Source organism: Streptomyces sp. WAC04114, assembly GCF_019733245.1.
GTDB classification, from domain to species: Bacteria; Actinomycetota; Actinomycetes; order Streptomycetales; family Streptomycetaceae; genus Streptomyces; species Streptomyces massasporeus_A.
Genome location: NZ_JAIGQA010000128.1, coordinates 1 through 25,004, shown reverse-complemented (window position 1 = coordinate 25,004; position 25,004 = coordinate 1). Strand labels below are relative to the sequence as shown.

Genomic DNA, 25,004 nt, shown 5'->3' with positions numbered 1-25,004 from the left:
GGAACGACGGCAGGAAGCACGCGAGTTGAACCCGCCGCCCGAGGCCCTGTACGACCTCGTCCGGGCCCCGGCCCGACTGTGGGAGAGGCGGCGCCAGGACGCGGACTTCCTCTCGGTGCGGGCCGGTGGATCACCTGCTGCGTCATCGCACCCTCACCGCCCGCCGCATCGCCTCGGCCGCCAGACGGACGGCCGCGTCCCGGGTGCTCCGGCCCAGCATGGCGGTGTGGATGGGGCCTCCTTGGGCCAGATGACGGTCGTAGGGGAGCAGGACGACGGGCACGCCGGGCTCGCGCAGGTGCGCGGCCGCCGTCTTCGGGTCGATGGTGGTGTCGGGGGAGTTCGCGCTGAGGGCGACCACGGTGGTGGCGAGCGCGGAGTGCGGCAACTGACCCAGCCAGTCCAGGACCTGGCGGGTGCCGTGGATGCCCTCGGCGGTCATCGGCGCGACGACGACGCGTGCGTGGGCGGTGTCCATCGCCGTTCGCGCCACCTCGCCGGGCAGCGTCTCGCAGTCCACCACCGTCACCGCGAAGTACCGGCGAAGGGCCAGCGTCACCGTCCGGTAGGTGCGCATGTCCATGGGGGCGCCGACCCGCCCCTGACTCGCGGGCAGCAGCCAGCCGCCGTCTGTCACGGGCACCAGGTAGCCGGTGATGTCCGTGAGCTGCATCGCGGGCGTCAGGATCCGGGCCAGGTCGGCGCAGCACCAGCGCACACTGTCCGCGCCCATCCGTACCGGGAGGGTGCCGAGTGCCGCGTCCGCTTCCAGGGTGAGCACCGGGTCGTGCCGGTAGTGGTTGAAGGTACGGCCGAGCAGTGCGGCGACGGTGGACTTGCCGACGCCGCCGCGGATCGAGGTGACGGCGATGACGCGGCCGGTGGTGACGGGGTGCTGCAACTCCTCGGCGAAACGCGTCTGTTGGGACACCTCCTGGGTGGCGGAGGCGGTAAGGCGGCGCAGGGTGGCTCCGGCGCGCCGCAGCCGCACCCGCACATGCTCGGCCGGCTCCACGGCAAGAACTCCCAGAGGCACGACGGCGAGCAATCCGAGCACGGCGACGGGCCCTGCCGCGGCTGAGGCATGGTCCCCCCACACCACGGCGAGCCGCACCGCGACCACGGCCGCCGCCACGAGCAGCACCGCGACCTCGGCGGTGAGCGGGAAGGCCCGCGCCCGCAGGGCGAGCACCACCATGACGGTGATGGCGAGCGGCACGCTCCACACCGACACGGTGCCCAGGACCAGCATGCCGGCCGCGCCCGCGGAGGCCGCGAGTACGGCGGTGGCCAGCACCAGCCCGCGGTGGGTGGCCGCGAGCGCCGTGCCCACTCGGTACCGGCTGACCGACACCCCGCCCGTGCGACGGTCGTCCAGGCCGGTCAGCCCCGACGCCATCAGCGCGAGCCGAGGCAGCATCCCGAGGACGACGACGGAGACCACGGCGAGCAACGCACCCACCCGGGTCTGCCCGGCGGCGGTGCCTGCCCCGCCCTGCAGCCCGAGAGCCGCCTCCCACGCGACAAGACAACCGGCGACTGCCCCGGCACCGATCAGCGCTCCGCGTCCGAGGGGTGTGAACCACCCGGCGAGCAGCAGGGCGAGCGTCACGGCACCCGCGACGCAAGCCAGTCGCGCCGCCCCGCCCCAGTCGTGGGCGTCGGCGCAGCTCCAGGCGCCCAGTACGGCCAGGGCCGCGGCCGTGACGATCAGGGTGGCGGCGAGCGCGTGCCGCCGGACCCGCCCGAGGAGAGCACCGGCCAGGGCGCATGCCGCGGCAATGACGAGAAGCCCGACGCCGACCGAGGACAACGCGAAGGAGTCGCGGGCCAGGAGCCCCGCGGCCAAGGCCCACAGGACGGTTGCGCACCCGGCGACGACGCGCCGCGCCGAGGGCTGCCACCGCCAGGCCCGCACGCCGAGGTCGTCGGCGACTTCGTCGGTGACGTCATGGACGACGGGCGCGGAGGGGGCGTCCTCCGCCCGCACGAGCCGCAACACGGCCCCGTCGGCCACGCCGGCCGACTCCAGGGTGCTGTCGTGGGCGAGCGCGGAGCCGTCCGGGGTGACCAGATGCCGCAACTCGGGCCGGTCCGCGACACGGTCGTCCAGAAGCCGCATGACCTCCGGCAGCAGAACCCCTACGGGCTCCCGCGAAGGCAGCACGAGATCGACCCGACGCCGCTCCCCGACCAGGGTGACCCGGCTGAGCGCCACACGCCGGCCAGTCGCTGAACGGCTCAAAGTCCCCGTGGGTATCACGCGTTCGAACCTATCACCGGGTGGTAGAGGCCCCGGAGGGCGTGGGCGACAGCGATCCGGACGGTTGGGACGACGGCACCGAAGCCCCGTACGGGCTCTTCCCGATGACCCGATGCGACACGAACGACCACCCCACACACCCCGCGCACACCACCGCCGCGATCACGACGCCGACGAACAACTTGCCCAACCTCTCATCGGTGGAACGCCGCTGGCGTTGGGCGCCGAAGAGCAGGGCGTCCCGAAGGCGCCGTCGGCGGACGGACATCGACTCCAGCAGCTGGTTGTCGTAGTCCTGAGCTGTCACGTCTCGAACTCGCCGACCCAAGAACGCTTCAGCAGATGCTTGGGCACATACTCGGACTCGACTTCGATGGGGAATTCGTTGTCATAGGCCATACAGGCCAAAGCCAGCGGTGCGAGGGCCACCAGGCCGTCACCGCTCAGGGCACGCGCCTCGTCACCGGCCCAGTACTGCTTGTGCCCGGTGACGGCGTCAACCAATGCGCTGTTGAACTGCTCGGTTTCCCGCAACTGGAAGCGATGGAAGAGTTCGAGCGGCGGGTAAAGGATCTTCAGCATCATTTCCTTGTCAACGACGCCTTCCCGTTCGGGGTCGGTGCCCTTGACCGCCGCTACCAGCTTGTCCCACATCTCCGTGGCTCGACCGGCCCAGTAGCTCTGGAGTGCCTCCACCCAGTCGTAGACGTAGTCATCGAAAGCCGCTCCCTCGGGAACGGAGTCACGCAGAAACGACACAGGCACCCGCATCAGGCGATCGAGCCGATCGTTCTCACGGCAGATCGTCGCCAGATACACCGCGGTGAGCCACGCCCCCGCATGCGTATAAGGCGTCGGCCCCGTCGCAGGCAGGTTTTTCACCTCGCCGTCGCTCCCGATCCGGCACGGGACGGGCCCCTCGGTGGCTGTGGCCGAGTCGAACAGAGCACAGCCGACCTGCATTGCTGTGACCCAGGCCTCCCACGTCTCCAGCCTCGCTGCTTCGGGATCCGTCAGGCAGCGCCACTTCGCCATGGTCAGGGTGCTGCTCAGCGCCCGGTGGCGGGACATCTCCGACCTTTCCAGTCGGTCGAGAACCCGACGCGTCCCATCGACGAGCGGCGCCATGGCCTCGGCCGCGTTGTCCGTGCGAAAGTCATGGCGCGGAACGCTCGTGACCACTGAACCCCTCCTCTAACGGATCTTGAAGTATTCCATCACAGCACCAGCGTAGGACCCCGTGTTCTCGTTCGCCTTCACCAGGACGTACTGCAGCTTTCCGGCCTCCAGGGCGTCTTCGAGAGTGTTGGCAATCTCGGCGTCCTTCCCGCCTCGCGCCCACATTTTCTCAAGAATTGTATAGACATATTCCTTGGTGCCCTGTTTGACCAGCATACCCTCGTAAGGGCCTGCTCCTCTGCGCCAACCCAGGTCCGCCGACGGCGCCTTCGCTTCTACGATCACATGGCCGCCGTCATCGCCGAGCTTGTACACCTGGTCGAACATGTCGGCGCCATTGGGCGTCTTTGGAAGCGGTACCCACTCGGCACCTGGGAACTCATGCGGAACCACGTGCAGCTCAGCGGCCTTCTCACCCAGCTTCTCGGAAATTTTGCTGTTGTTCGGCACATCGCCGAGCTGCCCGGCGTAGGCCTCTTGTGCCCTCTTGAGGGTCTCGAGCGCTTCGGGTGTCGGGGCTGCCTCGGCTGCTTTTGACGCGTCGGTGAGCTCCCCGGCCACCTTGCGGTCCTTTGCGAGCCTGTCGAGCTCGGGACGATGCGCGGGGTCGGCCGAGTCCGGCCCCAGTGGCGTCCGGCCGTACTTGACATCCGACGGTCCGCTCGGCAGGTCGTACTTGGATACCAAATTGCCACTCGCGTCCCTGGCGAGGATGGGCAACTCGACACCGTCAACGATCCTTGCGGCCTCCCTTCGTCGGTCGAGAGCGTCATAGTGTTCTTCACGCCACGCCGGATCGGTGTTGGCCTTCCGGACATGCTCGTCCCGGATGCGCTTCCTGTCCTCGGCGGTGAGTTCCCGATCTCCGGAATTTGTTGCTCCGGAATTGCGATCCGCACCGCCTGACGTCCCGCCAGATCTCGACGGCACGTGGCCGCTGCCGGAACCGTGGGCATCACCTGCGCCTTGCCCGGGTGACGACGACGGATTCGAAGCATGTCCTCGCAGGCCGCCACTGGTAGCGGCTGTTGTGCCGGCTGATCCGCCGTCTGTGTGCACGGATGCCTGCGGTGCCTGTGACCTGCTGCCAACCCCTGCGAGTTCTCGCTCTCGCCCCGCCAACTCCTCCGGTGTGTCCCCGGGCGAGGCGGAACGTTCCGCCTTCGGTGCGTTCCGGACGACCTCGCCGTGTTTGTCGTAGGGGATGAACTCGCCGTTCTCGATGACGACCTTGGAGCCGTCGTCGAGTTCCAGGACGCTGTGTGGAGCGCGCAGGTCGGGGACGTTGTTCACGCCGCGCAGGTTCTCCGTGACCTGGGCGATCCTGGGTATGGCGTGGCCCGTCGCCTTGACTGCGGCGCTGACCGGGTCGATCACGTCGCCGACCTTCGCGACCGTGGTGGCGACCTTGGCTGCGGTGCCCGCTTTGCCTGCGGATGCGACCTTCAGTGGCCCGGCGCCGAGGGTCAGCCCGTTGAAGACGACGGTAGCTGCGGCACGGGACGGGTTCTCCTCCCACATGTCCCAGGCGACGAAGCCTTTCGCGAACTCCTTGGCGTATCCCTTGCTCTCCTGCGCGAAGTCGGACGCGAAGATCCCGGTGGGCTTCTTGCCGCCGGACTCCATCAGGTACGTCTCGGCCCCGACCACCGCTCGGACCAGGCCCTCCCAGGCCTGGCCCGCCCTGTCCGAGCCGTGGAAGCCGGTCAACGTCGCGAGGCCGTCGATGGTGCCCCAGACGTTGTCGACGATGATGCCGTCCCAGAAGAAGCTCTTGGCGTAGTAGCCGAGGTCGTCCGGGTCCCACCAGTCGTGGGACTGGGTGACCGGTGTGCCCCAAGGGAGCTCTTTGGCCTGGTCCAGCACGTCGGCGCTGTAGCCGTAGAGCTCCGCGCCGCGCGGTACGAACTGCTTCGCGCCCGTGTTCATGACGTACTGGGTGCCGCCGACCAGTGCCGTGATCTTGTTGTTGCAGGCGATCTCGGCAGCGGCGAACTGGGACTGTGCGACGTTCACGTCATGCCACAGGGCCTTGTGCTCCGAGACCTTGTCAGCGTCATCCGTCCAGTTCTCGTCGAACGCCCCGCTGTCGGTCTTCAGCCCCGCGACGAACGTGGCCGCCTGGCTCTGCAACTGCTCCAACCGCGCCGCGATCGGGGCGACTTCGGCCGCGTACGTCCGCAGCGCGTCCGCCACCGTGGCGACCTTGTCCCCGAAGCTGTCGGCGGCATCGCTCACCGGCTTGGTGGACGCGAAGAGATCCTCCGCTTCCGGCGCCTGATAGAAGGCCGACAGTCCCTGGAACTGCCGATGCGCCTCCCCGCCGACCTGGCGGATGCCGTCGGCCTCTTTACGCAGGGCGTCTGTGTGCTGTTCCAGCTGTCCGAGGTCGCCGGTGAACAGTGGAATGGACTCCGGCTTGATCACAGGCGTCCGGCCTTCCAGCCGCCAGGCATGTCAGGCCTGATCAGTCCAGCTGCCCGCTGCTGCACCTCAGCAGCCATCTCCAGGTCGCCGTCCCGGTACGCCACCGTGGCCTCCACAGCGCCGCCCACCGACTTGCCGACGCGCTCCCCGATGAACTTCAGCTCGTCAGCGGTGCCTTCCATGAACTCGGCGAGCGCTGCGGCGACCAACCCGGTCTGCCCCTTGTGCTCGCCCCCCGCCCCGCCCGGAGCGAGTGTCCCCGCCGAGGTGGCCGCGCCTTGCACGTCACCCGAGTACGCCTGGACGATGTCGTCCAGTACTTTCATGACGTCGCCCACGTTCGAGACCACACTTTGGACCCCGGACGGAGAGATGTCCCACGCCGGCATGCGTCAGCCCCCGTTCCCTTCCCCCTGTTACTGCTCGGCGTCAGCCGATGTTGTCGACGGCCGACCGTGCCTTGGCCAAGGTCGTCTGCGCGGTCCCGTCGTTCTGCTCCATGGTCGTGCGGACCAGACGGATGATCTCGCGCACCTCACCGGCGGCGCGGTGCCAGCGCGTCTCCTTGCCGTGATACTCGTCGGCGACGCCGTCAGCGGTGAAGTCGGCCATCGCGGCCTTCACCGCGCGGTCGCGGTCGGTCAGGACGCGCTCCAACTGCCCGATGACGCTGTGCAGACTGATCTGCACTTCACCGGAAGCACCGGTGTCGTAGGAGCGGCGGTCCAGGTTCTGACCCATGGTCGGATTCCCCCTCGGAAACGATGACGGTGAAGGTGGCTTCGGGTCGACGGGCGCATGCGCGCCGTTGTGGCTACCGTGCGCCGAAGCGAGCCGCGTCGAAGTTGGCAGCACCCATGTTCTGGTGGGCGTTGTCCTCAAGCTCCACGTCACCGGTGCCGAACGCGGTGTCCATGCCGGACTGGCCGCCCAGGATCGCGCTGAGTGAACCGTTCAGAGCCGCCGTGATCTCGTCGGCGTTGAGCTTGAACGTGTCGAAGGCGGCCTTGCCCGCCCCGTTGAACTTCCCCTCCAACGGCTCCGCCGCCTGGATCAGCCACTTGATCAGCGTGCCCAGATCCTCACTCGACCCGACGGTGCTCTTCCCGAGCTCCGACAGGGTCGTCGATCCCATGTCGAACTTCATCAACCCACCCCCGTAAGCGTGTTGCGCAGTAGTACTGCGTGATCTCTGCGGCGTACTCACACGTCATGTGCGACTCGCAGTCCCTCGAACATCCTTCCGCATCTTATGTTGCAGGCGCAACGCGGAGGAGCCCGAAGTGGCGTGATCCAGTGCGTGGATGGCCGTGATGACCGTCGTCACCATGCCCCCTCGTGAGACCCGCTGCAGGCTCGGAGATTCCCCCTGATGCACCCACCCCGGACGGGGCCGTACGGCACAGGCGTGGTGAGGCACTGGCCGAGGCGGTCGGCAGCCCGACCGCCTCCAAGTTCAGCAGGCCCTCGTCGCCGTAGCGGCAGGCGTACGTAGGGCCCCACTTCGCCGTGCCAACCTTGCCTATGGCCGGTTGGGCGGCACGTAAGGCAGAGGTCACCGCTGCCTGGGATCCAGGACCTCCGGCAGCGGATGGCCACCGGTCGGCGAACTCGGCGCACTCAGATGCCATCCGGGCGAGGTATGCCGGACCTGCCCGTAACCGCTTGGGTGCGGCAGACGGCGGTGGAACCCCTCGACCCCTGCCCTGTCCTGCGCTTCGTCCAGCCGTCGGCATCGGTGGCCCCGGACATCCTGATGGCAAGGCTCGGGGATGCAGTACGCGACGGTGACCGTGGGTCTAACCGCCCACCGCCCACCGCGCTCCCGCAACCACGCCCAGCAGCAGAGCTGGAAGCATCCACCACCACGACATGGCCCTCCGCACCGACGGCACCAGCCACAGCGTTGCCGCGGCCCCGGCGGCGGCGATGGTGACGACGCACGACAGCACGATTCCGGCGTACGCGTCGTCGTCCCAGGTGCCGGACGGCGTGATGGTCAGTGCCGTCCAGCAGAAGTACGCGGCGATGAGGGTGAGCAGCGTGAAGGGTACGGCGAGGACCACACGGAGGCAGCCGCGGTCGTCGTCCACAGGGGAAGGGCTGGTCATCAGCGCAGTGCGTTCCTTGCCTCGTTCAGATTGTTCGCGAACCCACGCCCGTAGTCCTGGGCGTCGTCGGTCTCCCAGTAGGGCCCGCCGTTGTAACGCGCCGCGAGTTCCTGGTACTGGGCCGGTGTCATCTCCTCGGCCGGCACGTCCGCGAACTCGCTCTCCGCCTTGAGCTGCGCCAGGTACTCGGAAGCGATGAAGATGTTCTGCGCGGGGTCCTGCAGAGCTGTTTCCACCGTGTCGCGCTGCTGGTCGGTGAGGTGCTCGGGGTCGTAACCGAGAACCTCGGCGCCACGTCGCACCTGGATGGCGATGGGGCCCATGGACGTGTTGTCCGGGTCACCGCCGAGCCGCCACGGCAGGCTCTCGGGAGCGATCGGGCTCAGGGGAGAGTCCGCCTGTTCGCGGATGGTGTCGGTCATGTCGTCCAGGATGCCGGGCTGTCCGCCGACCTCCTGCCACGCGATACCGGCGACCATGTCCGGCGGCAGCCCCGAATTCCGTGCCGCGGCCTTGATGATCTCCTTGTTCGCCGCTATCCAGTCGGCGCGGTCCTGTGCGGTGGACGGCGGACTCCAGTAACTGTCCTGCGCGCCGGGCAGGTTGGCGATCTGGAGGCGGATGTCCCGCAACGTCGGGGAGACGACGTCGTCGCCGGCGATGGGGGAGTAGTCCTGCTTGGGGCCGCTTCCGGACAGCCGGGTCAGCGGGTTCGTCCTCGCCTCGGCTGCCTCGCGCCGCAGCTCCGAGATCGCCGAAACGATGTCCACACGCTCGATGAAACCCATGCGGAAATCAGGTAGCAGGTCATAGGCCTGCTTGAGCTCGTGGACGCAGATCTCCCGCGCCTCGTGTTCCGTGGTCTTCGCAAGGTGGAAGTCCCCACCGGCGGCGCCGTGCAGCCGGTTCGCGTCCTCGCGGATGTCGTCGACATCCATGGTCAGCTCGGCGAAGAAGTCCATGACCCCGGTGGTGTCACGCATGTCCTCCCATTGGCGCATCGGCTCCGCCTCCTGCGCCTCACGGGTGATCGCCGTGCCCTTGGTGTGGATCAGGTCTGCGAGCGACTGCTCATTCGCCTTGCCGTTGGAGTAGTGGGCCTTGGCCACCTCCAGCGCGAACGCGTAGCTGCGCAGAGCGCTGGACGCCTTGGCATAGCCTTCCGCGAGCTGTGCGACCAGCTTGCGCCCCTCTGAGAGCCGGGCTTCGTAGTGCTGACTGCCCTCGCTCTTCCACTGCGTGTGCTTCTCGGCCCGCTTGGCGGAAGCGTCGACCGCCACGAGCATGTCGTGCAGGCGCTTGAATTCGTCCGCGTTCCGTTCGACGAGGGGCGGGTTGCAGTCCTCCAGGAACTCGACGTCCCTGCGGTGACTGATGCCGCTGCTCATCGCGCCTCCGGGGCGACGTACTGACCGTACTCCAGGACGTTGTCCAGAAAGCGTTGGGCGGTGTCGTCGTCGATCTTCACGAAGTCGCTGCCGGTGGTCCTGAGGCGAGTGGACAGCGCCGCGAACAGGGCGACCGCGTCCAGGTACTGGTCGTCGGCGAATCCCGCGAACCGTGCCACCTGCTTGGCCACGTCCGCCGGCGCCCTGGGGGCCCGGGCCATGGTGGTCAGTTCGTCATCGGGCCGACCCTCGTGGAGAAAGCCCGCGATCTCGATCAGCAGATTCGCGTTGCCGTTGATCGACTGGGCTTTGGCGACCAGGGAACCAGTAGCCGGGGCGACGGCCCCGCCGCCGCTGTCCGCCGGCAACTGATTGATCTGCGTACCGGTCTGCTGACGCGCCAAGGCGTCGGCCTTCAACTGGGCCCACTCCTCTTCGAAAGACAACGTGTTCCCCCTCCGCCCGTCACCTCGAACAGTCAATCGATCATGCTACTGGAGGGGCGTTCTGGGTTTGGCCGTACAGCAGGCGGCAGTTCCGGCCAGGGCGGGCGGGGCGAACGGATTGGTCACGGACGCGCCGACGTCAGCGATCGCTTCCTGACCCGCTCCAAATGCCCCCCGAACACCTGCCGAGCCTCCGGCGTAAGCGTCCGCAACGCCACCAGCGCCGTGATGACGACATCGCACAACTCCGCCTCCACGTCCTCCCACGTGTGCGTGACGCCCTTGCGAGGGTTCTGCCCCGTCGCCCCGATCACCGCCTCCGAGACCTCGCCGACCTCCTCGGTCAGTTTCAGGACGCGCAGGAGGAGGCCCTCGCGGCCTTCGACGGGGCGGTTGGTGTCGAGCCAGTGCGTCAGGGTGTCGATCGTGGACCAGAGTTCAGCGGCGGCGGGAGTGTGGTCGCTCATGGGCGCAGCCTGGCACGAGGGTGTGACAACGCCCCCTCCCGTCCCCGGTCACTCCATCTACTCCTCCTCGAACAAAGCCTCCTGCTCCCCCTCCTTCGCCTTCCGCAGCCGCCTCGCCCGGGCCCCCACCACCACCGCCGTGCCCGCCGCCGTCGCCGCGAAGGCCGCCGGGATCATCCAGCCGCGGTTCACCGCGTGGCCGAGCAGGTGGTCCAGGGAGAACCGGCCCGGGCCGGTGATGGCCAGGCCCGCCGCGGTCAGGCCCAGCGTCGCCGCGTACTCGTAGCCGCCGCTCTGGTTGAAGAAGCCGTTCGGGGCGTGCACCGCCGCCGCGCCGGCCATCGCGCCGGCCGCCGCCGCGCCCGCGGCCGGGGTGGCCAGGCCCAGGGCCAGCAGCGTGCCGCCGCCGGCCTCCGCAAGGCCCGCCGCCGTCGCGCTCGCCTTGCCGGGGACGTAGCCGATGGACTCCATGAACTGGCCGGTCCCCTCGATGCCGTGTCCGCCGAACCAGCCGAACAGCTTCTGCGCACCGTGGGCGGCCAGCACGCCGCCCGTCCCCAGCCGGAGCAGCAGGAGGCCCAGATCACGTCGGTCGTCAGGTGTCACGTCGTCTCCCGGAGCAGGCAGCAGTCAATACGGAACAGGACCATTCGTCGTGTCGTCGCGATTCCACCGTCGCTCGCCGACACCCCACCCACCGCCCCGGGGACGCCGTTCGGGTGGCACCGGTGGCGTGGGGCCGTGGCCGGTACGAGGCTGGCTCGCATGACGATTCAGACCACGCGCCTCAGCGATCCGGCCGTCCGGGCCTTCGTGGCCGCCGTGAACAACCACGACCGCGAGAGCTTCATGGCGCTCCTCGCGCCGGGCGCGACCATGACCGACGACGGCTCCGACCGCGACCTCGACGATTGGGTGGACCGGGAGATCTTCTCCTCCCACGGCCACATGCAGGTCGACAACGAGTCCAACGGCGGCCGTTCCCTCCTCGTCCGCTACAGCAATGACACCTGGGGCGAGATGCGCACCCGGTGGAGTTTCCAGGTGGACGACGACGGCCGGATCACGCGTTTCGAGACCGGGCAGGCCTGACACCCTCCGTGTGCTCAGCCGCTGATGCTGCTGCCTGTGCCTGTGCCCGTGCCCTGCCCAGGCCCCGTCGGACCGGCCCCGTCCGCCCCTCCGGCTCACCGCGCCACCGTCGCCAGTACGTCCTGCCCCAGCCGCCGGATCACATCCGTGGCGAGCCGGTGACGTACCAGTTTGCCCTCGCGCGTCGAGCGCACCAGGCCCGCGTCACGCAGGGTCCGCAGCGCGCGGGAGACCTGCGGTTCGCTGGAGCCCAGCCGTGCGGCGAGCTCCGAGGTCGTGATGGGCTCGCCCAGCAGGTGACGGCACAGCTCCATCCGGGTCGGTGAGGTCAGCGCCATCAGGCGGTCCTGGAGATCGCGCAGGGTCAGCTGGCCGCCCGGGGTCGCGGCGGGCACCGGGTACTGCACCGCCACGCACGACGGGTGCTCGTGCTTGACCGTCAGATGCGGCCAGACGCGGGCGGAGGGCACGAGGACGAGGGGCCGCGGGGCCACCTTCACCTCGTCGGTCTGCAGCTTGTCCAGCCGGACTCGTTCCCCCGGCCCGGCCCCCCGGGCCGCCGTCGGCAGCAGCTCGCAGAGCACGTCCGCGGGGGAGCGGACCGCCAGTCTGCGGCGGACCTCCCGTGCGTGGTCCTCCAGGACCGGTCGCAGGGTCCGCCAGTCCTCCGCGAAGAACGCCGCGTCGGCGGCCCGCAGCGCCGCCAGCAGTCTGTCCCGCAGTTCGAGCGGGGCCGCCACCAGGTGGCGCGCCAGTTCTCCCCGGGCGTAGGAGCGGCGCAGACAGCGGCGTGCGAAGTCCTCCGCGGCGGAGGTGCCGGCGCGCAGCTCCCGGGCCGGTGGCACGGGCAGCGCCGTGGTGCCGAGGACTCCGGGAGCCACCAGGTCCAGGAACTCCCCGGTCGGCAGCGCCTCGATCGCGGTCAGTTCCTCGTCCAGGTCCGCCGCGAGCGGCAGGGTGCGCGGGAAGAACAGACGGCAGCGGAAGCGGGCCCACAGAGGGGCGAAGAAGGCCAGTTCGTCGCGCAGTTCGGGGTCCGGCGCGGTGGCGTGGGTCGCCCAGCCGGCGGCCTCGGGGTGGTGCTCGGGTTCGGCGAGCACATGCAGGCTCGCCATCAGTTCCGACAGCGGGGAGGACCCGGCCGCGAGATCCGCCGGGCCGAGTCCTCCGAGGTCGAGGACGATGCTCACGCTGTCACCGTACGGCGGAACTACCGCACGGGCGCCCCCGGGCCGAGCGGAATGCCCAGCAGGTACCAGACGAAGAACAGCAGTATCCACACCGCCAGCATGATCATGGCGACGGGCAGGGTGAAGGAGATCAGGGTGCCGATGCCGGCCTTGCGGCGCAGCGTCTGGAGATAGCCGACGCAGAGCATGAATGAGGTGCTCATCGGGGTGACGGAGTTCGTGCAGGAGTCGGCGATGCGGTAGAGCGCCATGGTCGTGGCGGGGCTGGTGCCGACCAGCATCAGCATCGGCACCAGCGCCGGGGCGACCAGCGTCCACAAGGCGGAGCCGGAGGTGATGAGCAGGTTCATCAGAGCCACGGCGACGATCAGCAGCGTGAACAGCAGCAGCGTGGGAGCCCCCAGCCGTTTGAGGAAGTCCGCCCCCTCGACCGCGACGACCGTGGCGATGTTGGTCCACTTGAACAGGGCGAGGAACTGGGACACGGCGAAGAAGAGCACCAGCAGTGGGGCGATGGAGCGTACGCCGTCCGCCATGAACTCCGGTATCGCGCGGCTCCCGCTGATCCGCCCGGTGAGACACCCGTAGACGGTGCCGATGAGCAGGAAGAAGACAGTGAGGAAGACGGCGATGGCGTCCATGAAGGTGGACTCCACGACGGCCCCACCCTCGCCGCGCAGCGGTGACGAGTCCGGCAGCATCGCGAGCATGATCAGCGCGGCGTAGCCGAGCACGGCCACACCGGTCAGCCTCAGGGCCCGGCGCTCGGTGGCGTCGTCGGTCCTCGCGACGACCTGCCCGGCCGCGGCCGCCTCCAGGTCCGCGTCGGGGATCAGCCGGTGCTCACGTTTGGCGAGGATCTTGTCCACGACCAGGGCGATGGTGCCGGCCAGCACGAACGCCGAGACGGTGGTGAAGTACATGTTGTCCGTCGCGCGGACCACGACGTTCTTGTCGACCAGCTGCGCGGCCTCCGTGGCCACGGCGGCGAACAGCGCGTCCCCCGGGGCGATCAACGGATTGGCGTCGCCCGCGGCGTTGATCGAGACGAACGCGACGATCATGCCGAGCATGGGGGAGCGGCCCACGGCACGGAAGGCCACCGCCCCCAGGGGGATCAGGACCACGTAGGCGGAGTCCGAAAGGAACTTCCCCAGCACGCCGCCCAGCGCCACCCCCAGGACGACCGAGCGCGGCGAGAGTCCCGTGAGCATGCGGCGGGCAAGCGCCTCGAAGAGCCCGGAGCGCTCGGCGACCGCGACGCCGAGCATCACCATCAGCACCACACCGAGCGGACCGAAGGTGACGAAGGACTCCTCGGCGCCCGTGACCAGGTCCCGCACGGCAGCCGCCGACAGCGCGCTGCGCACGCCCACCGGGTCGCCCGAGGACGGATCCTCGACCCGCAGCCCGGACGCGTGCAGCACCCAGCTCAGGACGGCGACGCCGCCGCACAGGATCCAGAACAGCCAGAACGGATGCGGCAAGGCGTTCCCCGCACGCTCCACCAGGTCGAGAAGCCGGGAACCACGTCCCTCCTCGCCGGGCTCGGGGCCCTGCACCTCCTGGGTGTGGTGGACGGGTGTGCTCATGGCGGCCTCCTGTGAGGGCGGGGGAGGGAAGAAGAGGGGAGGGAGACAGGCAAAGGCAAGAAGGGCAGGAAGGGCGGAAGGAAACTCAAGGGAACCGGGGAAAGCGGATAAAGGTCAGAAAGCGGGACGGTTGGTCCGGCTTGCGCTGCACAGTAGGGCCCCGCATCCGCCCACGTCAGCGTCCGGAGCCACAGTTGACCTCATGACGTCAAGTGATCGCCCCTGAGCCGGGCGCATGCCTAACGTCACGGACGTGACCTCGTACGACATGCCTCCCGCCACCGCCGCCCGCCCCGACCGGCCGGACGCCCTCCAGGACGGCGCCCTGTGGCGCCACACCCTGCGCGTCCCGATGCGGGACGGAGTCGCGCTCGCCGCCGATCTGTACTCGGCCACACCTGCGCCGGAGGCGACTGCACGTCCGGTGCTCCTCGAGCGCACCCCGTACGGCCGGCGCGCCCAGCGGGGCTCGGACCAGGACCGCGCCGACGCGCCGCTCCCGCGCCCGGAGGACCTCGCCCGCCACTTCACCGACGCCGGCTACCACGTCGTACGGCAGGACTGCCGGGGGCGCGGCGACTCCGGGGGCACGTTCGTGAAGTACCTCAGCGAGGGCCCGGACGGTGCCGACACCATCGCCTGGATCAGGAGCCGGCCCTGGTGCGACGGCCGGGTGGTGATGACCGGGGTCTCCTACTCCGCGCACTGCCAGTCGGCCGCGGCGGCCGAAGGGCCCGAGGGTCTGGCGGCCATGTTCCAGGACGCGGGCGGTTTCTCCTCCGCCTACGACGCGGGGCTGCGGATGGGCGGTGCCTTCGAGCTGAAACAGGTGACCTGGGCGCTGCGCCACGCCTTGCACAGCCCGGAGGCGGCGGCGGATCCGGTGCTGACGGAGGCGCTGCTGCGGGTGGACGTGACGGGCTGGTTCGACGCGATGCCGTGGCGCCCCGGCTGCACACCTCTGCGCCATCTGCCGGCGTACGAGGACTATCTGCTGGAACAGTGGCGGCAGGACGCCTTCGGCGACTACTACCGCACCCCTGCGATCTACGGCCGTGGCTTCTACGACCGCTTCCCGGACGCGCCGAGCCTGCACATGGGCAGCTGGTACGACCCCTACGTCCGCTCCACGATCGAGAACTTCACCGCGTTGCGGGAACGCAAGTCGGCGCCCTCCTACCTGGTCATGGGCCCCTGGACGCACGGTCACCGCTGCGAGACGCACGCGGGGGACGTGGACTTCGGCCCGCGGGCGACGCTCGACGGCAACCTGGCGCCCTCGTACCTGGATTTCCGCCGCCGCTTTTTCGACCGGGCGCTCGGCCGGGCGGTGACGGACGGCGGCGATCTGCCGGCGGTGCAGTACTTCCTCATGGGCGGAGGCGACGGCAGGCGGAACGCGGCGGGCCGGATGCACCACGGCGGCACCTGGCGCGCGGACACCCACTGGCCGCCCGCCTCGGCGGCCCCGGTGGCCCTCTACCTCACCGCCGACGGCGCTCTGTCCACCACCCCGCCCACCGCACCCGCCGCCTCGGTGACCTACGACTTCGACCCCCGCAATCCGGTCCCCACCATGGGCGGCCAGGTCACCTCGGGCGAACCGGTGATGTCGGGCGGCGCCTACGACCAGAACGCCCCGGACGCCCGCGTCCACGGAGCCCGCGCCCCCTACCTCCCGCTGGACTCCCGCCCCGATGTGATCACCCTGACCACACCGCCGCTGGAACGGGACGTGGTCCTTGCCGGTCCGGTCTCGGCGACGCTCCACATCTCCACCTCGGCCCCGGACACCGACTTCACCATCAAACTCATCGACGTCCACCCGCCCAACGCGGACTATCCGCACGGTTTCGCCATGAATCTCACCGACGGCATCGTGCGCTGCCGCTTCCACCGCTCGCGGGAACAACCGGAGTTGCTTCAGCCGGGCGAGGTGTACGCGATAGAGGTGACGGCCCCCGACACGGCCAACCTCTTCGCGGCCGGCCACCGCATCCGCCTGGACGTCTCGTCGAGCAACTTCCCCCGCTTCGACGTCAACAGCAACACGGGCGAACCGGAGGCGACGGTCCGGCGCACGGTCACGGCCACCAACACGGTGTACATGGATGCGGGGCGTCCGTCGCACCTGAGGGTCTGGGTGGACGGAGGGCCGTCGGCACTGCGATGACTGACCGTTCCCCGGCGGCCACCCGCACTCCGGCGGTCGTCCAGCTGGGCGGCAGTCGTTCCACGCGCACCGGTGCGTACTCCGCAGTCCCTCGCGGAATCCACCCCCACCCGGTGCCGTGGAACGACTGCCGCCTCCCCCCTGGATGTGGCCGACGGGAGCTCTCTGCTCCAAGTGTGAAGCTTTGGTGTAGAAGATTTGAGCATAGGCTCCCTATCGGCCGCAATAGTGCGGACGTTCGCATTCCGATTGTGCATGTTGACGAGTTGACGAATGTCGCCGTGCGCTCAGCCGCGTCCGACGTACGGCATCGCCGTCGCCAGTACGGTCGCGAACTGCACGTTCGCCTCCAGCGGCAACTCCGCCATGTGCCGCACCGTGCGGGCCACGTCCGCGACGTCCATGACCGGTTCCGGGGCGACTTCCCCGTTGGCCTGGAGGGCTCCCGTCTGCATACGGGACGTCATGTCGGTGGCGGCGTTGCCGATGTCGATCTGGCCCACCGCGATCCCGTACGGCCGGCCGTCCAGGGAGAGGGACTTCGTCAGGCCCGTCAGGGCGTGCTTGGTCGCCGTGTAGGCCACCGACAGCGGGCGGGGTGAGTGCGCGGAGATCGAGCCGTTGTTGATGATCCGGCCGCCCTGCGGATCCTGCTCCTTCATCTGCCGGTACGCCGCCTGCGCGCACAGGAACGCCCCGTTGAGGTTGGTGTCCACCACATGCCGCCAGGCCTCGTAGGGCAGTTCCTCGACCGGCACCCCGCCGGGGCCGAACGTGCCCGCGTTGTTGAACAGCAGGTCGACCCGGCCGAAGCGTTCGACGGTGGCGGCGAACAGGGCGCTCACGTCCTCGGGGCGTGCGACGTCCGTGCGTACCGTCAGAGAGGCGGTCCCGGGCGCCGACGCCGCCGTCTCCTCCAGGGTCTCCACACGCCGGCCCGCCAGCGCCACCGACCAGCCCGTACGCAGCAGTTCCACGGCGACCGCCCGGCCGATGCCGGAACCCGCCCCGGTCACCACCGCGATCGCATTGTCCTTGGCATTCATGGGGCCGCAGCGTACGGGAGCCACCCGCCGGTCCCCTGCATGAGCAGAGCAGGCCGGTCCCCTGCATGAGCGGAGCTCAGGCCGGCGTGAGCTCCGCCGTGAGGTCCTCGTCCGGGGTCTCGCCCGGGTAGCGGACACCGACCCGGTCGCGGATCGCGTCGAGCGTCCGCATCACGGCCAGCGTGCCGTCGAGCGGCACCAGCGGCGACTCGGTCTCACCCGCGCGCACGGCCCGCATCACCTCCAGCGCCTCGTGGCGCATGCTGTTGCGGGGCCCGTCCGCAGGGTCGGCCGTGAACTCCTCGGCGTCACGGCCGTCCCGGTGCAGGACGAAACGGTCCGGGAAGAAGAACCCGTGCGGGATGCCGATCCGGCCCTGGGAGCCGGTCACCGAGGCGGAGGTCGCCGTACCGCCCACGATGGAGCAGTGCACCGAACCCAGCGCACCGCTGTCGTAGGAGAGCACCGCCGCCGTCTGGAGGTCGACACCCTCCTCGGAGAGCACCGCCCGCGCCGCGACGTCCGCCGGCTCCCCGAGCAGCAGCTGCGCGAACGACACCGGATACACGCCCAGATCGAGCAGCGCGCCGCCGCCCAGCTCCGGGTTGCGCAGCCGGTGCGAGGGCGGGAACGGGCCGGCCAGCCCGAAGTCGGCCTGGACGCTGCGCAGCTCGCCGATCGCCCCGTCGTCGACGAGCGCCTTGAGCCGCCGGACCAGCGGGTTGCAGTACATCCACATCGCCTCCATCAGGAAGCGCCCGTGTTCCCGTGCCAGCGCGACGAGTTCCTCCGCCTCGCGCACGTTCAGCGTGAAGGGCTTCTCGCACAGCACGTTCCGCCCGGCCGCGAGACACAGGCCGGCCGCGGCCCGGTGCGCCGTGTGCGGGGTGGCGACGTAGACGACATCGATGTCCTCATCCTGCGCGAGGGCGTTCCAGTCACCGTATGCGCGGGGTATCCCGAACCGCTCCGCGAACGCCTTCGCCGATTCCCGCGACCGCGACGCCACCGCCACGACCTCCGCGTCCGGCAGGTCGATCAGATCCGCCGTGAACGCCGCCGCGATCCCCCCGGTCGCCAGAATCCCCCACCGCACCGTGTCCGCCGTCATACCGCCCCGCCTCCACCTCGCGACCCCGAGCACTGCGTACGAGCTGAGAGCATAGGTGGCGATCGACTCGGAGAGGGAGGGACTCATGCCCGAAGGTGGGGCGCCCATATCGGAGACCGCGCAGGAGGCATCGAACACCACCGCGCAGGAGGCCGCAGCCGGGACGGAGCGGCCCGACCGCACGTCGCAGCGCCGCACCGGACTCCTGGTCACCTTCCTCCTCGGAAGCCTGACCGCAGTGCCCCCGCTGGCGATGGACATGTACCTCCCGTCCCTGCCGGAGGTCACCCGATCCCTGCACGCGCCGGCCGCGACCGTCCAGCTCACGCTCACCGCCTGCCTGGCCGGCATGGCGCTCGGGCAGCTCGTGGTCGGGCCGATGAGCGACCGGTGGGGCCGCCGCCGCCCGCTGCTCGCCGGGCTCGCCGTCTTCGTCGTCGCCACCGTGCTGTGCGCGCTCGCCCCCACCGTCGAGCTGCTGGTGGCCTTCCGGCTGGCCCAGGGCCTCGCCGGCGCCGCCGCCATCGTCATCGCCCGGGCCGTCGTCCGCGACCTCTACGACGGCATGGCCATGGCCCGCTTCTTCTCCACCCTCATGCTGATCTCCGGGGTCGCCCCGATCGTGGCGCCGCTGATCGGCGGGCAGATCCTGCGCGTCACGGACTGGCGGGGCGTGTTCGCCGTCCTCACCGTCATCGGCGTGCTGATCGGCGCCCTGGTCTGGACGCGGCTGCCCGAGACCCTGGCTCCCGCCGAGCGGCACAGCGGCGGCGTCGGAGAGGCCCTGCGCTCGATGCGCGGTCTGCTCGCCGACCGCGCCTTCACCGGCTACATGCTCACCGGCGGCTTCGCCTTCGCCGCCCTCTTCGCCTACATCTCGGCCTCCCCCTTCGTCATCCAGGAGATCTACGGCGCCTCCCCGCAGACCTTCAGCCTGCTGTTCGGCGTCAACTCCGTCGGGCTGGTCGTCGTCGGCCAGATCAACGGCAAGGTCCTCGTCGGCCGGGTCAGCCTCGACCGGGTCCTGGGCATCGGCCTCGCGATCGTCATCACCGCCGCGACCGCGCTGCTGCTGATGTCCCTCGGGGTCTTCGGCGAGGTCGGTCTGCTGCCCGTCGCCGCCGCGCTGTTCGTGCTCATGTCCGCGATGGGCATCACCCTGCCCAACACCCAGGCACTCGCCCTGATGCGCACCAAGCACGCCGCCGGCTCCGCATCGGCCCTGCTCGGCACCACCTCCTTCCTCATCGGCGCGATCGCCTCCCCGCTCGTCGGCATCGCCGGGGAGGACACCGCCCTCCCGATGGCCGTCGTCCAACTGGCCGCCGCACTGGTGGCACTGGCCTGCTTCATGGGAATGTGCCGACCCTGGAAGACCGAGAGCGGCCGCGCGAGCGTGGAGGGAGCAGTCAGCTGAGCGCACCCAGACTGCGCGACGGCACGCCGGAGCGGGCCGGACTCGACCCCGCGGAGCTGCGTCACCTCGTCCGGGAGGTCCACGTCCTCACCACCGGGCAGCGCCCCTGGGCGCCCGGCGCCGTGCTGGTCGTCGGACGCGGCCCGGTGATCGCCGTCGAGGAGGCGGCGGGCTGGGCCGTGCGCTACGCCGCCTACGACCCCGACGCCGACGCCGGGGTGGAGCTGCCCCCGGAGGACCAGGTCCCGATGACCGTCGACACGCCCTTCGACCTGGCGTCCCTCACGAAACTGTTCACGTCCGTGGCCGCCGTGCAGCAGATCGAGCGCGGCACGCTCGGCATCGACGCGAGGGTCGGGGCGTACCTGCCCGACTTCACGGCCGCCGCCCGACACGGCATCACCGTACGGCAGCTGCTCACCCACACCTCCGGGCTGCGGCCCGAACTCCCGCTGTACGACTGCTCCGACGACGCGGCGCGGCTGGCGGCGCTCCAGGCGGAGGCGCCGGTCGGGGTGCCGGGCACGTACTGCTACTCCGACCTGAACATGCTGCTCCTCCAGCATGTCCTGGAGCGCGTCACCGGGCGCACGCTCGATGTCCTCGTCCACGACGGCATCACCCGGCCGCTGGGCATGACGGCGACGGTCTTCGGGCCGTGCCCGGGCGCCGCGGCGACGGAGGACCAGCGCCGGCCGTGGGCCAAGGCGGACCGGGGGATGCTGCGGGGCGAGGTCCACGACGAGAACGCCTGGGCGCTCGGGGGAGTGGCCGGGCACGCGGGCCTGTTCTCCACCGGCCGGGACCTCGCGGTGTTCTGCCGCACCCTCCTCGCGGGCGGCTCCCACGGCCCCGCCCGCATCCTCGGCCCCGACTTCGTCGAGCTCCTCTTCACTCCGCCGGGCCTCGGCTTCTCGCTCGACCAGCCGTGGTTCATGGGCGACTTGGCGGGCCGCGGCGCGGCGGGCCACACCGGGTTCACGGGCACGTCCCTCGTCCTCGACCCGGCCACGGACACGTTCCTCGTCCTCCTCACCAACGCGGTCCACCCACGCCGCCGCCGCCCCGACAGCGCACCAAGAGCGGCAGCGGCGTCACGGGTGGCCCGGGCGGTGCGGTGACGCTGCCGCGGGCTTTCGCGGGCGTTTGCCGGGTGGGCGGTCCCGCTGACGCGGTGGGGGTGTCCGGGTGAGCGCCGCGGTCCTCCCGGGCACCCCCGGCCCACCTCGTAGAATCGCCGGGTGAACGCCCCCGCACCCCCGGCCGAAAATCTCCGCGCCGCCCTCGCCGGTCTGCTCGACGGGCTGCCGCCCCGGCAGGCCTCGCAGGCGGTCGAGCGGTTGATCGCCAGTTACCGGGGGGCCACCCCGACCGACGCCCCCATCCTCCGGGACCGGGCCGACGTCGCCGCGTACGCCGCGTACCGGATGCCCGCGACCTTCGAGGCCGTGCGCTGCGCGCTGGAGGCGTTCGCGGACGCCGCTCCCGAGTGGGTGCCAGGCGGGCACACCGACCTCGGTGGGGGCACGGGCGCCGCGGCCTGGGCCGTGAGCGCGGTGTGGGGCGGGCAGCGGCCCGTCACCGTGCTCGACTGGGCCGAGCCCGCGCTCGCCCTGGGGCGCGAGATCGCCGCGGCGAACCCGGAGCTGAAGGACGTCCGCTGGCAGCGCTCCCGGATCGGCGCGGCGCTCACCCTGGAGAGCACCGACCTCGTCACCGTCTCCTACGTCCTCAACGAGCTGACCGCCGCCGACCGCATCGCCCTCGTCGACGCCGCCGCGGCCGCCGCCCAGGCCGTCGTGATCGTCGAACCCGGCACCCCCGACGGCTACGCCCGGCTCATCGAGGCCCGCGACCGGCTGATCACCGCCGGCTTCCGGATCGCCGCCCCCTGTCCGCACAGCGCCGCCTGCCCCATCGTCCCCGGCACGGACTGGTGCCACTTCTCCGCCCGGGTCAGCCGCTCCTCCCTGCACCGCCAGGTCAAGGGCGGCTCCCTCGCCTACGAGGACGAGAAGTTCGCCTACGTCGCCGCCGCCCGCTTCCCCGTCGAACCGGCACCCTCCCGGGTCGTCCGCCGCCCCCAGATCCGCAAGGGCCAGGTCCTCCTCGACCTGTGCGAGAGCGAACCGTCCCTGCGCCGCGCCACCGTCACCAAGCGCCACGGCGACCTGTACAAGGCCGCCCGGGACGCCGACTGGGGAGACCCCTGGCCGCCCTCCTGAGCTTCTGTCAGGTACGCATAAGATCAACTCGCGCCGACCGCCCGGGAGGATCCCGCGGGGGTTCGCTCTCCCTCGCGCGGGGGAGGCTCACGACGCCTCGGCGGCCGTGCCCTCCTCCCGTACCGCCTCCTGCTGCTGCCGGCTCTCCTGGAGCTTGCGCAGCAGTTCGCGCTTCTGGGCCCTGGGGTCGAGACCGCCGCCGATCCGGCCGCCCCGGCCGCCGCCGCGCAGCTCCCTGCGGCCGAGGTTCTTGCGCGATCCGCCGACACCCAGCATGTTTCCGGCTCCGCCTCGGGTCATCTCGGGCTCCTTCCGTGGTCACTCCGCACGCTCACCGTGACGAGACGGTTCGTCTCGTACGTATCACTTCACTGTCCGCGAGACGCTCCGTCTTGTCAACCTGATAAATTCGGCCCATGGCCGTCCAGAAATCCACCCAGCCCGCTCCCGGCAAGCCCGCCCCCGACTCCGCCCGGCGCAGCGAGAAGTCCCGCCGCGCCATCTACGACGCCGCCCTCGCGCTCGTCGTCGAGGTCGGCTACCCGAAGACCACCATCGAGGGCATCGCCGCCCGCGCCGGAGTCGGCAAGCAGACGATCTACCGCTGGTGGGCGTCCAAGGCGGACGTCCTGATGGAGGCCTTCCTCGACCTGGCCGAGCAGTCCGCGGAGGAGGCCGGGCCGGCGCCCTACGCCTTCCCGGACACCGGCGATCTCGCCGCCGACATCAAGGCCGTCCTGCGCGCCACCGTCGACGAACTGCGCGACCCGAGGTTCGAGGCGCCCTCCCGCGCGCTGGCCGCCGAAGGCGTCGTCAACGAGCAGCTCGGGCGCGAGCTCGTCGCCAAGCTGATGCAGCCCTCACTCGACCTCTACATCGCCCGGCTGCGCGCCGCCCAGGAGGCCGGCCAGGTACGGCCCGAGATCGACCCGCGCATCGCCCTCGAGTTCTTCATCTCCCCGCTCGCCCAGCGCTGGCTCCAGCACACCGGCCCGATCTCCCACGAGTACACCGACACCCTCGTCGACTACGCCCTTCACGGCCTCGCCCCGCGCTGAGCGGCGCGGGCCAGACGCCCCGGCGCGTCCGTGATCACGCCGCCGCAGCCCAGCGCCAGCACCCGGTCCCGCTGCGCGTCCGTCAGTACGGTGTGCGCCCACACCCGCGCGATCCCCGAGTTCACCGCCCGCACCAGATCCGCGTCGCGCGCCCGGTGGTCCACGTCCAGCAGGTCCACGAACGACCTCCAGCGCTCCGGACGGTCCGTGCGCAGCTGCTGCGCCGAGCGCCACAACTGCGAGAGCAGCCCGAGGCGGTGGACGCGCCGGGCCACCTCCGGGTCGTTGGAGTTCACGAACACCGAGCGCGTCAGGCCGCGGGCCCGGATCAGCTCGGCCAGCCGGTCCAGGCTCCGCGGGTCCTTCGCCTCCAGCATCAGCACGATCCGCCCGCCGAAACGATCCAGCACCTCGGCGACCGTCGGCGGCCGCTCCGACCGCCAGCTCCCCGGGAGCCGGTCCTTCGGGCGCAGCCGGACGCCCTGCCACTCCCGGGCGTCCAGACCGCCCACCGCGCCGCCCAGGTAGGTGGTGCGGTTCAGCGTCTCGTCGTGGAACACCACCGGCGTGCCGTCGCGCAGCAGCCGCGTGTCGAAGTCCAGCACCTGCGCCGTCCCGCGCTCGTAGGCGGCCGTCAGCCCCGCCATGCTGTTCTCGGGGACCTCGCGGGCGCCGCCGCGGTGTGCCACGTACGTGATCCTCGGCAGGGCCGCCACGGTCAGCGGACCCGCGCCCCACTCCAGCGGCGCCGGGGCGCGGCCGCCGGGTCCCGTGAGGGTCAGCGAGACCACGGAAGCCACGGAGACCAGACCCGCCAGCGCGAACCTTGTGACCATGGCGAACACGGTAGGGCGCCATGTCATGTCAAAGCGGGTAATGACACCCGATCATGCCGAGAGCGGGGATCGCCGTTTCTCCTCCCATCGGGCGCCCGGTGTACGTTGCGTCCCCGGTGTCCCGGATGTGGGCACTGGCCCCCCGGTGCGAGGGAAGATGGGACGATGAGGCATGCTGTTCCGCACGACGGCGAGGCGAGGGGATAGATGAGCGCGGAGTTCGGCGGCCGGACCGGCCTGCAGGGCAAACTCACCCAGTGGCTGCGCGCCGGGCGCCGGCCGAAGGAGACCGCCGGGGACGGCGGCCGTGAGGCCCTGCTGCTCGCCGCCGCCGACGCGGGACTGCCCCTCGCGCCCGCGGCCCACCCGGCGGCCGGGTACCGCTGCTCCTGCGACCGGGTCGGCTGTCCCACCCCCGCCCGGCACCCGGTGTCCTTCGCCTGGCAGACGCAGTCGACCACCGACCACGCCCAGATCGAGCGCTGGGCCCGCCACCAGCCGCAGGCCAACTTCATCACCGCGACCGGCATGGTGCACGACGTCCTCGACGTGCCCCTCGACGCCGGTCGCGACGCGTTGGAGCGGCTGCTCGCCGCCGGCGTCGAGGTCGGGCCGGTCGCCGAGAGCGACGACGGCCGCCTGCTGTTCTTCACGCTCACCCGCGGTACGCCCGAGGACGAGGACGAGTGGTGGCCGTGCGAACTGGACTGCCACCCCGAGACGATGGACGAGCACCCCGGGCTGCGCTGGCACTGCCGGGGCTCCTACGTCCTCGTGCCGCCGGCGATGCTGCCCGGTGAGGGCCAGGCCGTGCGGTGGGTGCGGGGGCCCGAGCACGCGCTGCCGGATCCGCTGAGTCTGCTGGAGGTGCTCACGGAGGTGTGTGGGCGCTATGTGGATGAGGGCGGCGACGCCGACCATGCAGCGGGGGCGGGCTGGCCTCTGCGGCACTAGTGCCTGTCGGCGACTGGGCGGGGAGGGCT

Annotated in this window: 24 protein-coding genes and 1 pseudogene; 7 read left to right on the top strand and 18 right to left on the bottom strand. The window is 70.7% G+C overall.

Annotation, left to right across the window (positions count from 1 at the left end):
* Positions 1 to 952 precede the first annotated feature (952 nt).
* The 12 genes and pseudogenes from K4G64_RS40515 to K4G64_RS27270 all read right to left on the bottom strand — a co-directional run.
* Positions 953 to 2,245: pseudogene (locus K4G64_RS40515) on the bottom strand (EsaB/YukD family protein); the annotation flags it as partial.
* A 31-nt stretch (positions 2,246 to 2,276) separates the two neighbouring features.
* On the bottom strand, positions 2,277 to 2,570 hold the full coding sequence (locus tag K4G64_RS27320) for a hypothetical protein (RefSeq protein ID WP_308122506.1): 294 nt from the start codon (positions 2,568 to 2,570) through the stop codon (positions 2,277 to 2,279).
* On the bottom strand, positions 2,567 to 3,445 hold the full coding sequence (locus K4G64_RS27315; RefSeq protein ID WP_308122505.1) for an immunity 49 family protein: 879 nt from the start codon (positions 3,443 to 3,445) through the stop codon (positions 2,567 to 2,569). The genes K4G64_RS27320 and K4G64_RS27315 overlap by 4 nt, the downstream gene beginning before the upstream one ends.
* A 12-nt stretch (positions 3,446 to 3,457) precedes the next feature.
* A complete protein-coding gene (locus K4G64_RS27310; RefSeq protein ID WP_221758648.1) occupies positions 3,458 to 5,869 on the bottom strand; it encodes a hypothetical protein in 2,412 nt (803 codons plus the stop codon).
* Complete coding sequence (locus K4G64_RS27305) at positions 5,866 to 6,258, bottom strand: DUF6507 family protein (protein ID WP_221758647.1); 393 nt, start codon at positions 6,256 to 6,258, stop codon at positions 5,866 to 5,868. Before K4G64_RS27305 ends, K4G64_RS27310 begins: the two co-directional genes overlap by 4 nt.
* Positions 6,259 to 6,298: 40 nt before the next feature.
* A complete protein-coding gene (locus K4G64_RS27300; RefSeq protein WP_221758646.1) occupies positions 6,299 to 6,610 on the bottom strand; it encodes a pore-forming ESAT-6 family protein in 312 nt (103 codons plus the stop codon).
* Between the two features lie 73 nt (positions 6,611 to 6,683).
* Positions 6,684 to 7,016, bottom strand: a complete 333-nt coding sequence (locus K4G64_RS27295) for a hypothetical protein (protein ID WP_142164291.1) — start codon at positions 7,014 to 7,016, stop codon at positions 6,684 to 6,686.
* Positions 7,017 to 7,668: 652 nt separating this feature from the next.
* Complete coding sequence (locus tag K4G64_RS27290) at positions 7,669 to 7,980, bottom strand: hypothetical protein (RefSeq protein ID WP_221758645.1); 312 nt, start codon at positions 7,978 to 7,980, stop codon at positions 7,669 to 7,671.
* Positions 7,980 to 9,368, bottom strand: a complete 1,389-nt coding sequence (locus K4G64_RS27285; RefSeq protein WP_221758644.1) for a hypothetical protein — start codon at positions 9,366 to 9,368, stop codon at positions 7,980 to 7,982. The genes K4G64_RS27290 and K4G64_RS27285 overlap by 1 nt, the downstream gene beginning before the upstream one ends.
* Complete coding sequence (locus K4G64_RS27280) at positions 9,365 to 9,814, bottom strand: hypothetical protein (protein ID WP_260461052.1); 450 nt, start codon at positions 9,812 to 9,814, stop codon at positions 9,365 to 9,367. Before K4G64_RS27280 ends, K4G64_RS27285 begins: the two co-directional genes overlap by 4 nt.
* Positions 9,815 to 9,936: 122 nt before the next feature.
* Entirely contained in the window at positions 9,937 to 10,281 is a 345-nt protein-coding gene (locus K4G64_RS27275; RefSeq protein ID WP_221758643.1) for a MazG-like family protein, read from the bottom strand.
* Positions 10,282 to 10,338: 57 nt separating this feature from the next.
* Positions 10,339 to 10,887, bottom strand: a complete 549-nt coding sequence (locus tag K4G64_RS27270) for a DoxX family protein (RefSeq protein WP_221758642.1) — start codon at positions 10,885 to 10,887, stop codon at positions 10,339 to 10,341.
* 159 nt (positions 10,888 to 11,046) lie between these two features.
* Here K4G64_RS27270 and K4G64_RS27265 point away from each other — a divergent pair, with 159 nt between their 5' ends.
* Positions 11,047 to 11,373 carry a nuclear transport factor 2 family protein gene (locus K4G64_RS27265; protein ID WP_221758641.1) on the top strand — a complete coding sequence of 109 codons (327 nt, stop codon included), beginning with the start codon at positions 11,047 to 11,049 and terminating at the stop codon, positions 11,371 to 11,373.
* Between the two features lie 95 nt (positions 11,374 to 11,468).
* Here K4G64_RS27265 and K4G64_RS27260 read toward each other — a convergent pair whose 3' ends face one another.
* Both K4G64_RS27260 and K4G64_RS27255 read right to left on the bottom strand, forming a co-directional pair.
* Complete coding sequence (locus tag K4G64_RS27260) at positions 11,469 to 12,563, bottom strand: DUF5937 family protein (protein WP_221758640.1); 1,095 nt, start codon at positions 12,561 to 12,563, stop codon at positions 11,469 to 11,471.
* 20 nt (positions 12,564 to 12,583) lie between these two features.
* Entirely contained in the window at positions 12,584 to 14,155 is a 1,572-nt protein-coding gene (locus K4G64_RS27255) for an AbgT family transporter (protein ID WP_221758639.1), read from the bottom strand.
* Positions 14,156 to 14,408: 253 nt separating this feature from the next.
* Here K4G64_RS27255 and K4G64_RS27250 point away from each other — a divergent pair, with 253 nt between their 5' ends.
* Positions 14,409 to 16,328, top strand: a complete 1,920-nt coding sequence (locus tag K4G64_RS27250; RefSeq protein ID WP_308122504.1) for a CocE/NonD family hydrolase — start codon at positions 14,409 to 14,411, stop codon at positions 16,326 to 16,328.
* 287 nt (positions 16,329 to 16,615) lie between these two features.
* Here the strand turns inward: K4G64_RS27250 and K4G64_RS27245 are convergent, their stop codons facing one another.
* Positions 16,616 to 17,374 carry an SDR family oxidoreductase gene (locus K4G64_RS27245; protein ID WP_221758638.1) on the bottom strand — a complete coding sequence of 253 codons (759 nt, stop codon included), beginning with the start codon at positions 17,372 to 17,374 and terminating at the stop codon, positions 16,616 to 16,618.
* Positions 17,375 to 17,450: 76 nt separating this feature from the next.
* Positions 17,451 to 18,485, bottom strand: a complete 1,035-nt coding sequence (locus tag K4G64_RS27240; RefSeq protein ID WP_221758637.1) for a Gfo/Idh/MocA family protein — start codon at positions 18,483 to 18,485, stop codon at positions 17,451 to 17,453.
* A gap of 85 nt (positions 18,486 to 18,570) precedes the next feature.
* Here K4G64_RS27240 and K4G64_RS27235 point away from each other — a divergent pair, with 85 nt between their 5' ends.
* From K4G64_RS27235 to K4G64_RS27225, 3 genes are all read left to right on the top strand, one after another.
* On the top strand, positions 18,571 to 19,902 hold the full coding sequence (locus K4G64_RS27235) for a multidrug effflux MFS transporter (RefSeq protein WP_221758636.1): 1,332 nt from the start codon (positions 18,571 to 18,573) through the stop codon (positions 19,900 to 19,902).
* Positions 19,845 to 21,023, top strand: a complete 1,179-nt coding sequence (locus K4G64_RS27230; protein WP_221758635.1) for a serine hydrolase — start codon at positions 19,845 to 19,847, stop codon at positions 21,021 to 21,023. Before K4G64_RS27235 ends, K4G64_RS27230 begins: the two co-directional genes overlap by 58 nt.
* Positions 21,024 to 21,143: 120 nt before the next feature.
* Complete coding sequence (locus K4G64_RS27225; RefSeq protein WP_221758634.1) at positions 21,144 to 22,127, top strand: small ribosomal subunit Rsm22 family protein; 984 nt, start codon at positions 21,144 to 21,146, stop codon at positions 22,125 to 22,127.
* An 87-nt stretch (positions 22,128 to 22,214) separates the two neighbouring features.
* Here the strand turns inward: K4G64_RS27225 and K4G64_RS27220 are convergent, their stop codons facing one another.
* Complete coding sequence (locus K4G64_RS27220) at positions 22,215 to 22,427, bottom strand: DUF6243 family protein (RefSeq protein WP_221758633.1); 213 nt, start codon at positions 22,425 to 22,427, stop codon at positions 22,215 to 22,217.
* A gap of 116 nt (positions 22,428 to 22,543) precedes the next feature.
* Here K4G64_RS27220 and K4G64_RS27215 point away from each other — a divergent pair, with 116 nt between their 5' ends.
* Positions 22,544 to 23,185, top strand: a complete 642-nt coding sequence (locus K4G64_RS27215; protein ID WP_221758632.1) for a TetR/AcrR family transcriptional regulator — start codon at positions 22,544 to 22,546, stop codon at positions 23,183 to 23,185.
* Here the strand turns inward: K4G64_RS27215 and K4G64_RS27210 are convergent.
* Positions 23,164 to 24,021 carry a glycerophosphodiester phosphodiesterase gene (locus tag K4G64_RS27210; RefSeq protein ID WP_260461050.1) on the bottom strand — a complete coding sequence of 286 codons (858 nt, stop codon included), beginning with the start codon at positions 24,019 to 24,021 and terminating at the stop codon, positions 23,164 to 23,166. The two genes, K4G64_RS27215 and K4G64_RS27210, sit on opposite strands and share 22 nt — an antisense overlap.
* Positions 24,022 to 24,228: 207 nt before the next feature.
* On the opposite strand from K4G64_RS27210, the gene K4G64_RS27205 reads away from it, so the two are divergent.
* Positions 24,229 to 24,975 carry a bifunctional DNA primase/polymerase gene (locus K4G64_RS27205; RefSeq protein WP_221758630.1) on the top strand — a complete coding sequence of 249 codons (747 nt, stop codon included), beginning with the start codon at positions 24,229 to 24,231 and terminating at the stop codon, positions 24,973 to 24,975.
* Positions 24,976 to 25,004 lie beyond the last annotated feature (29 nt).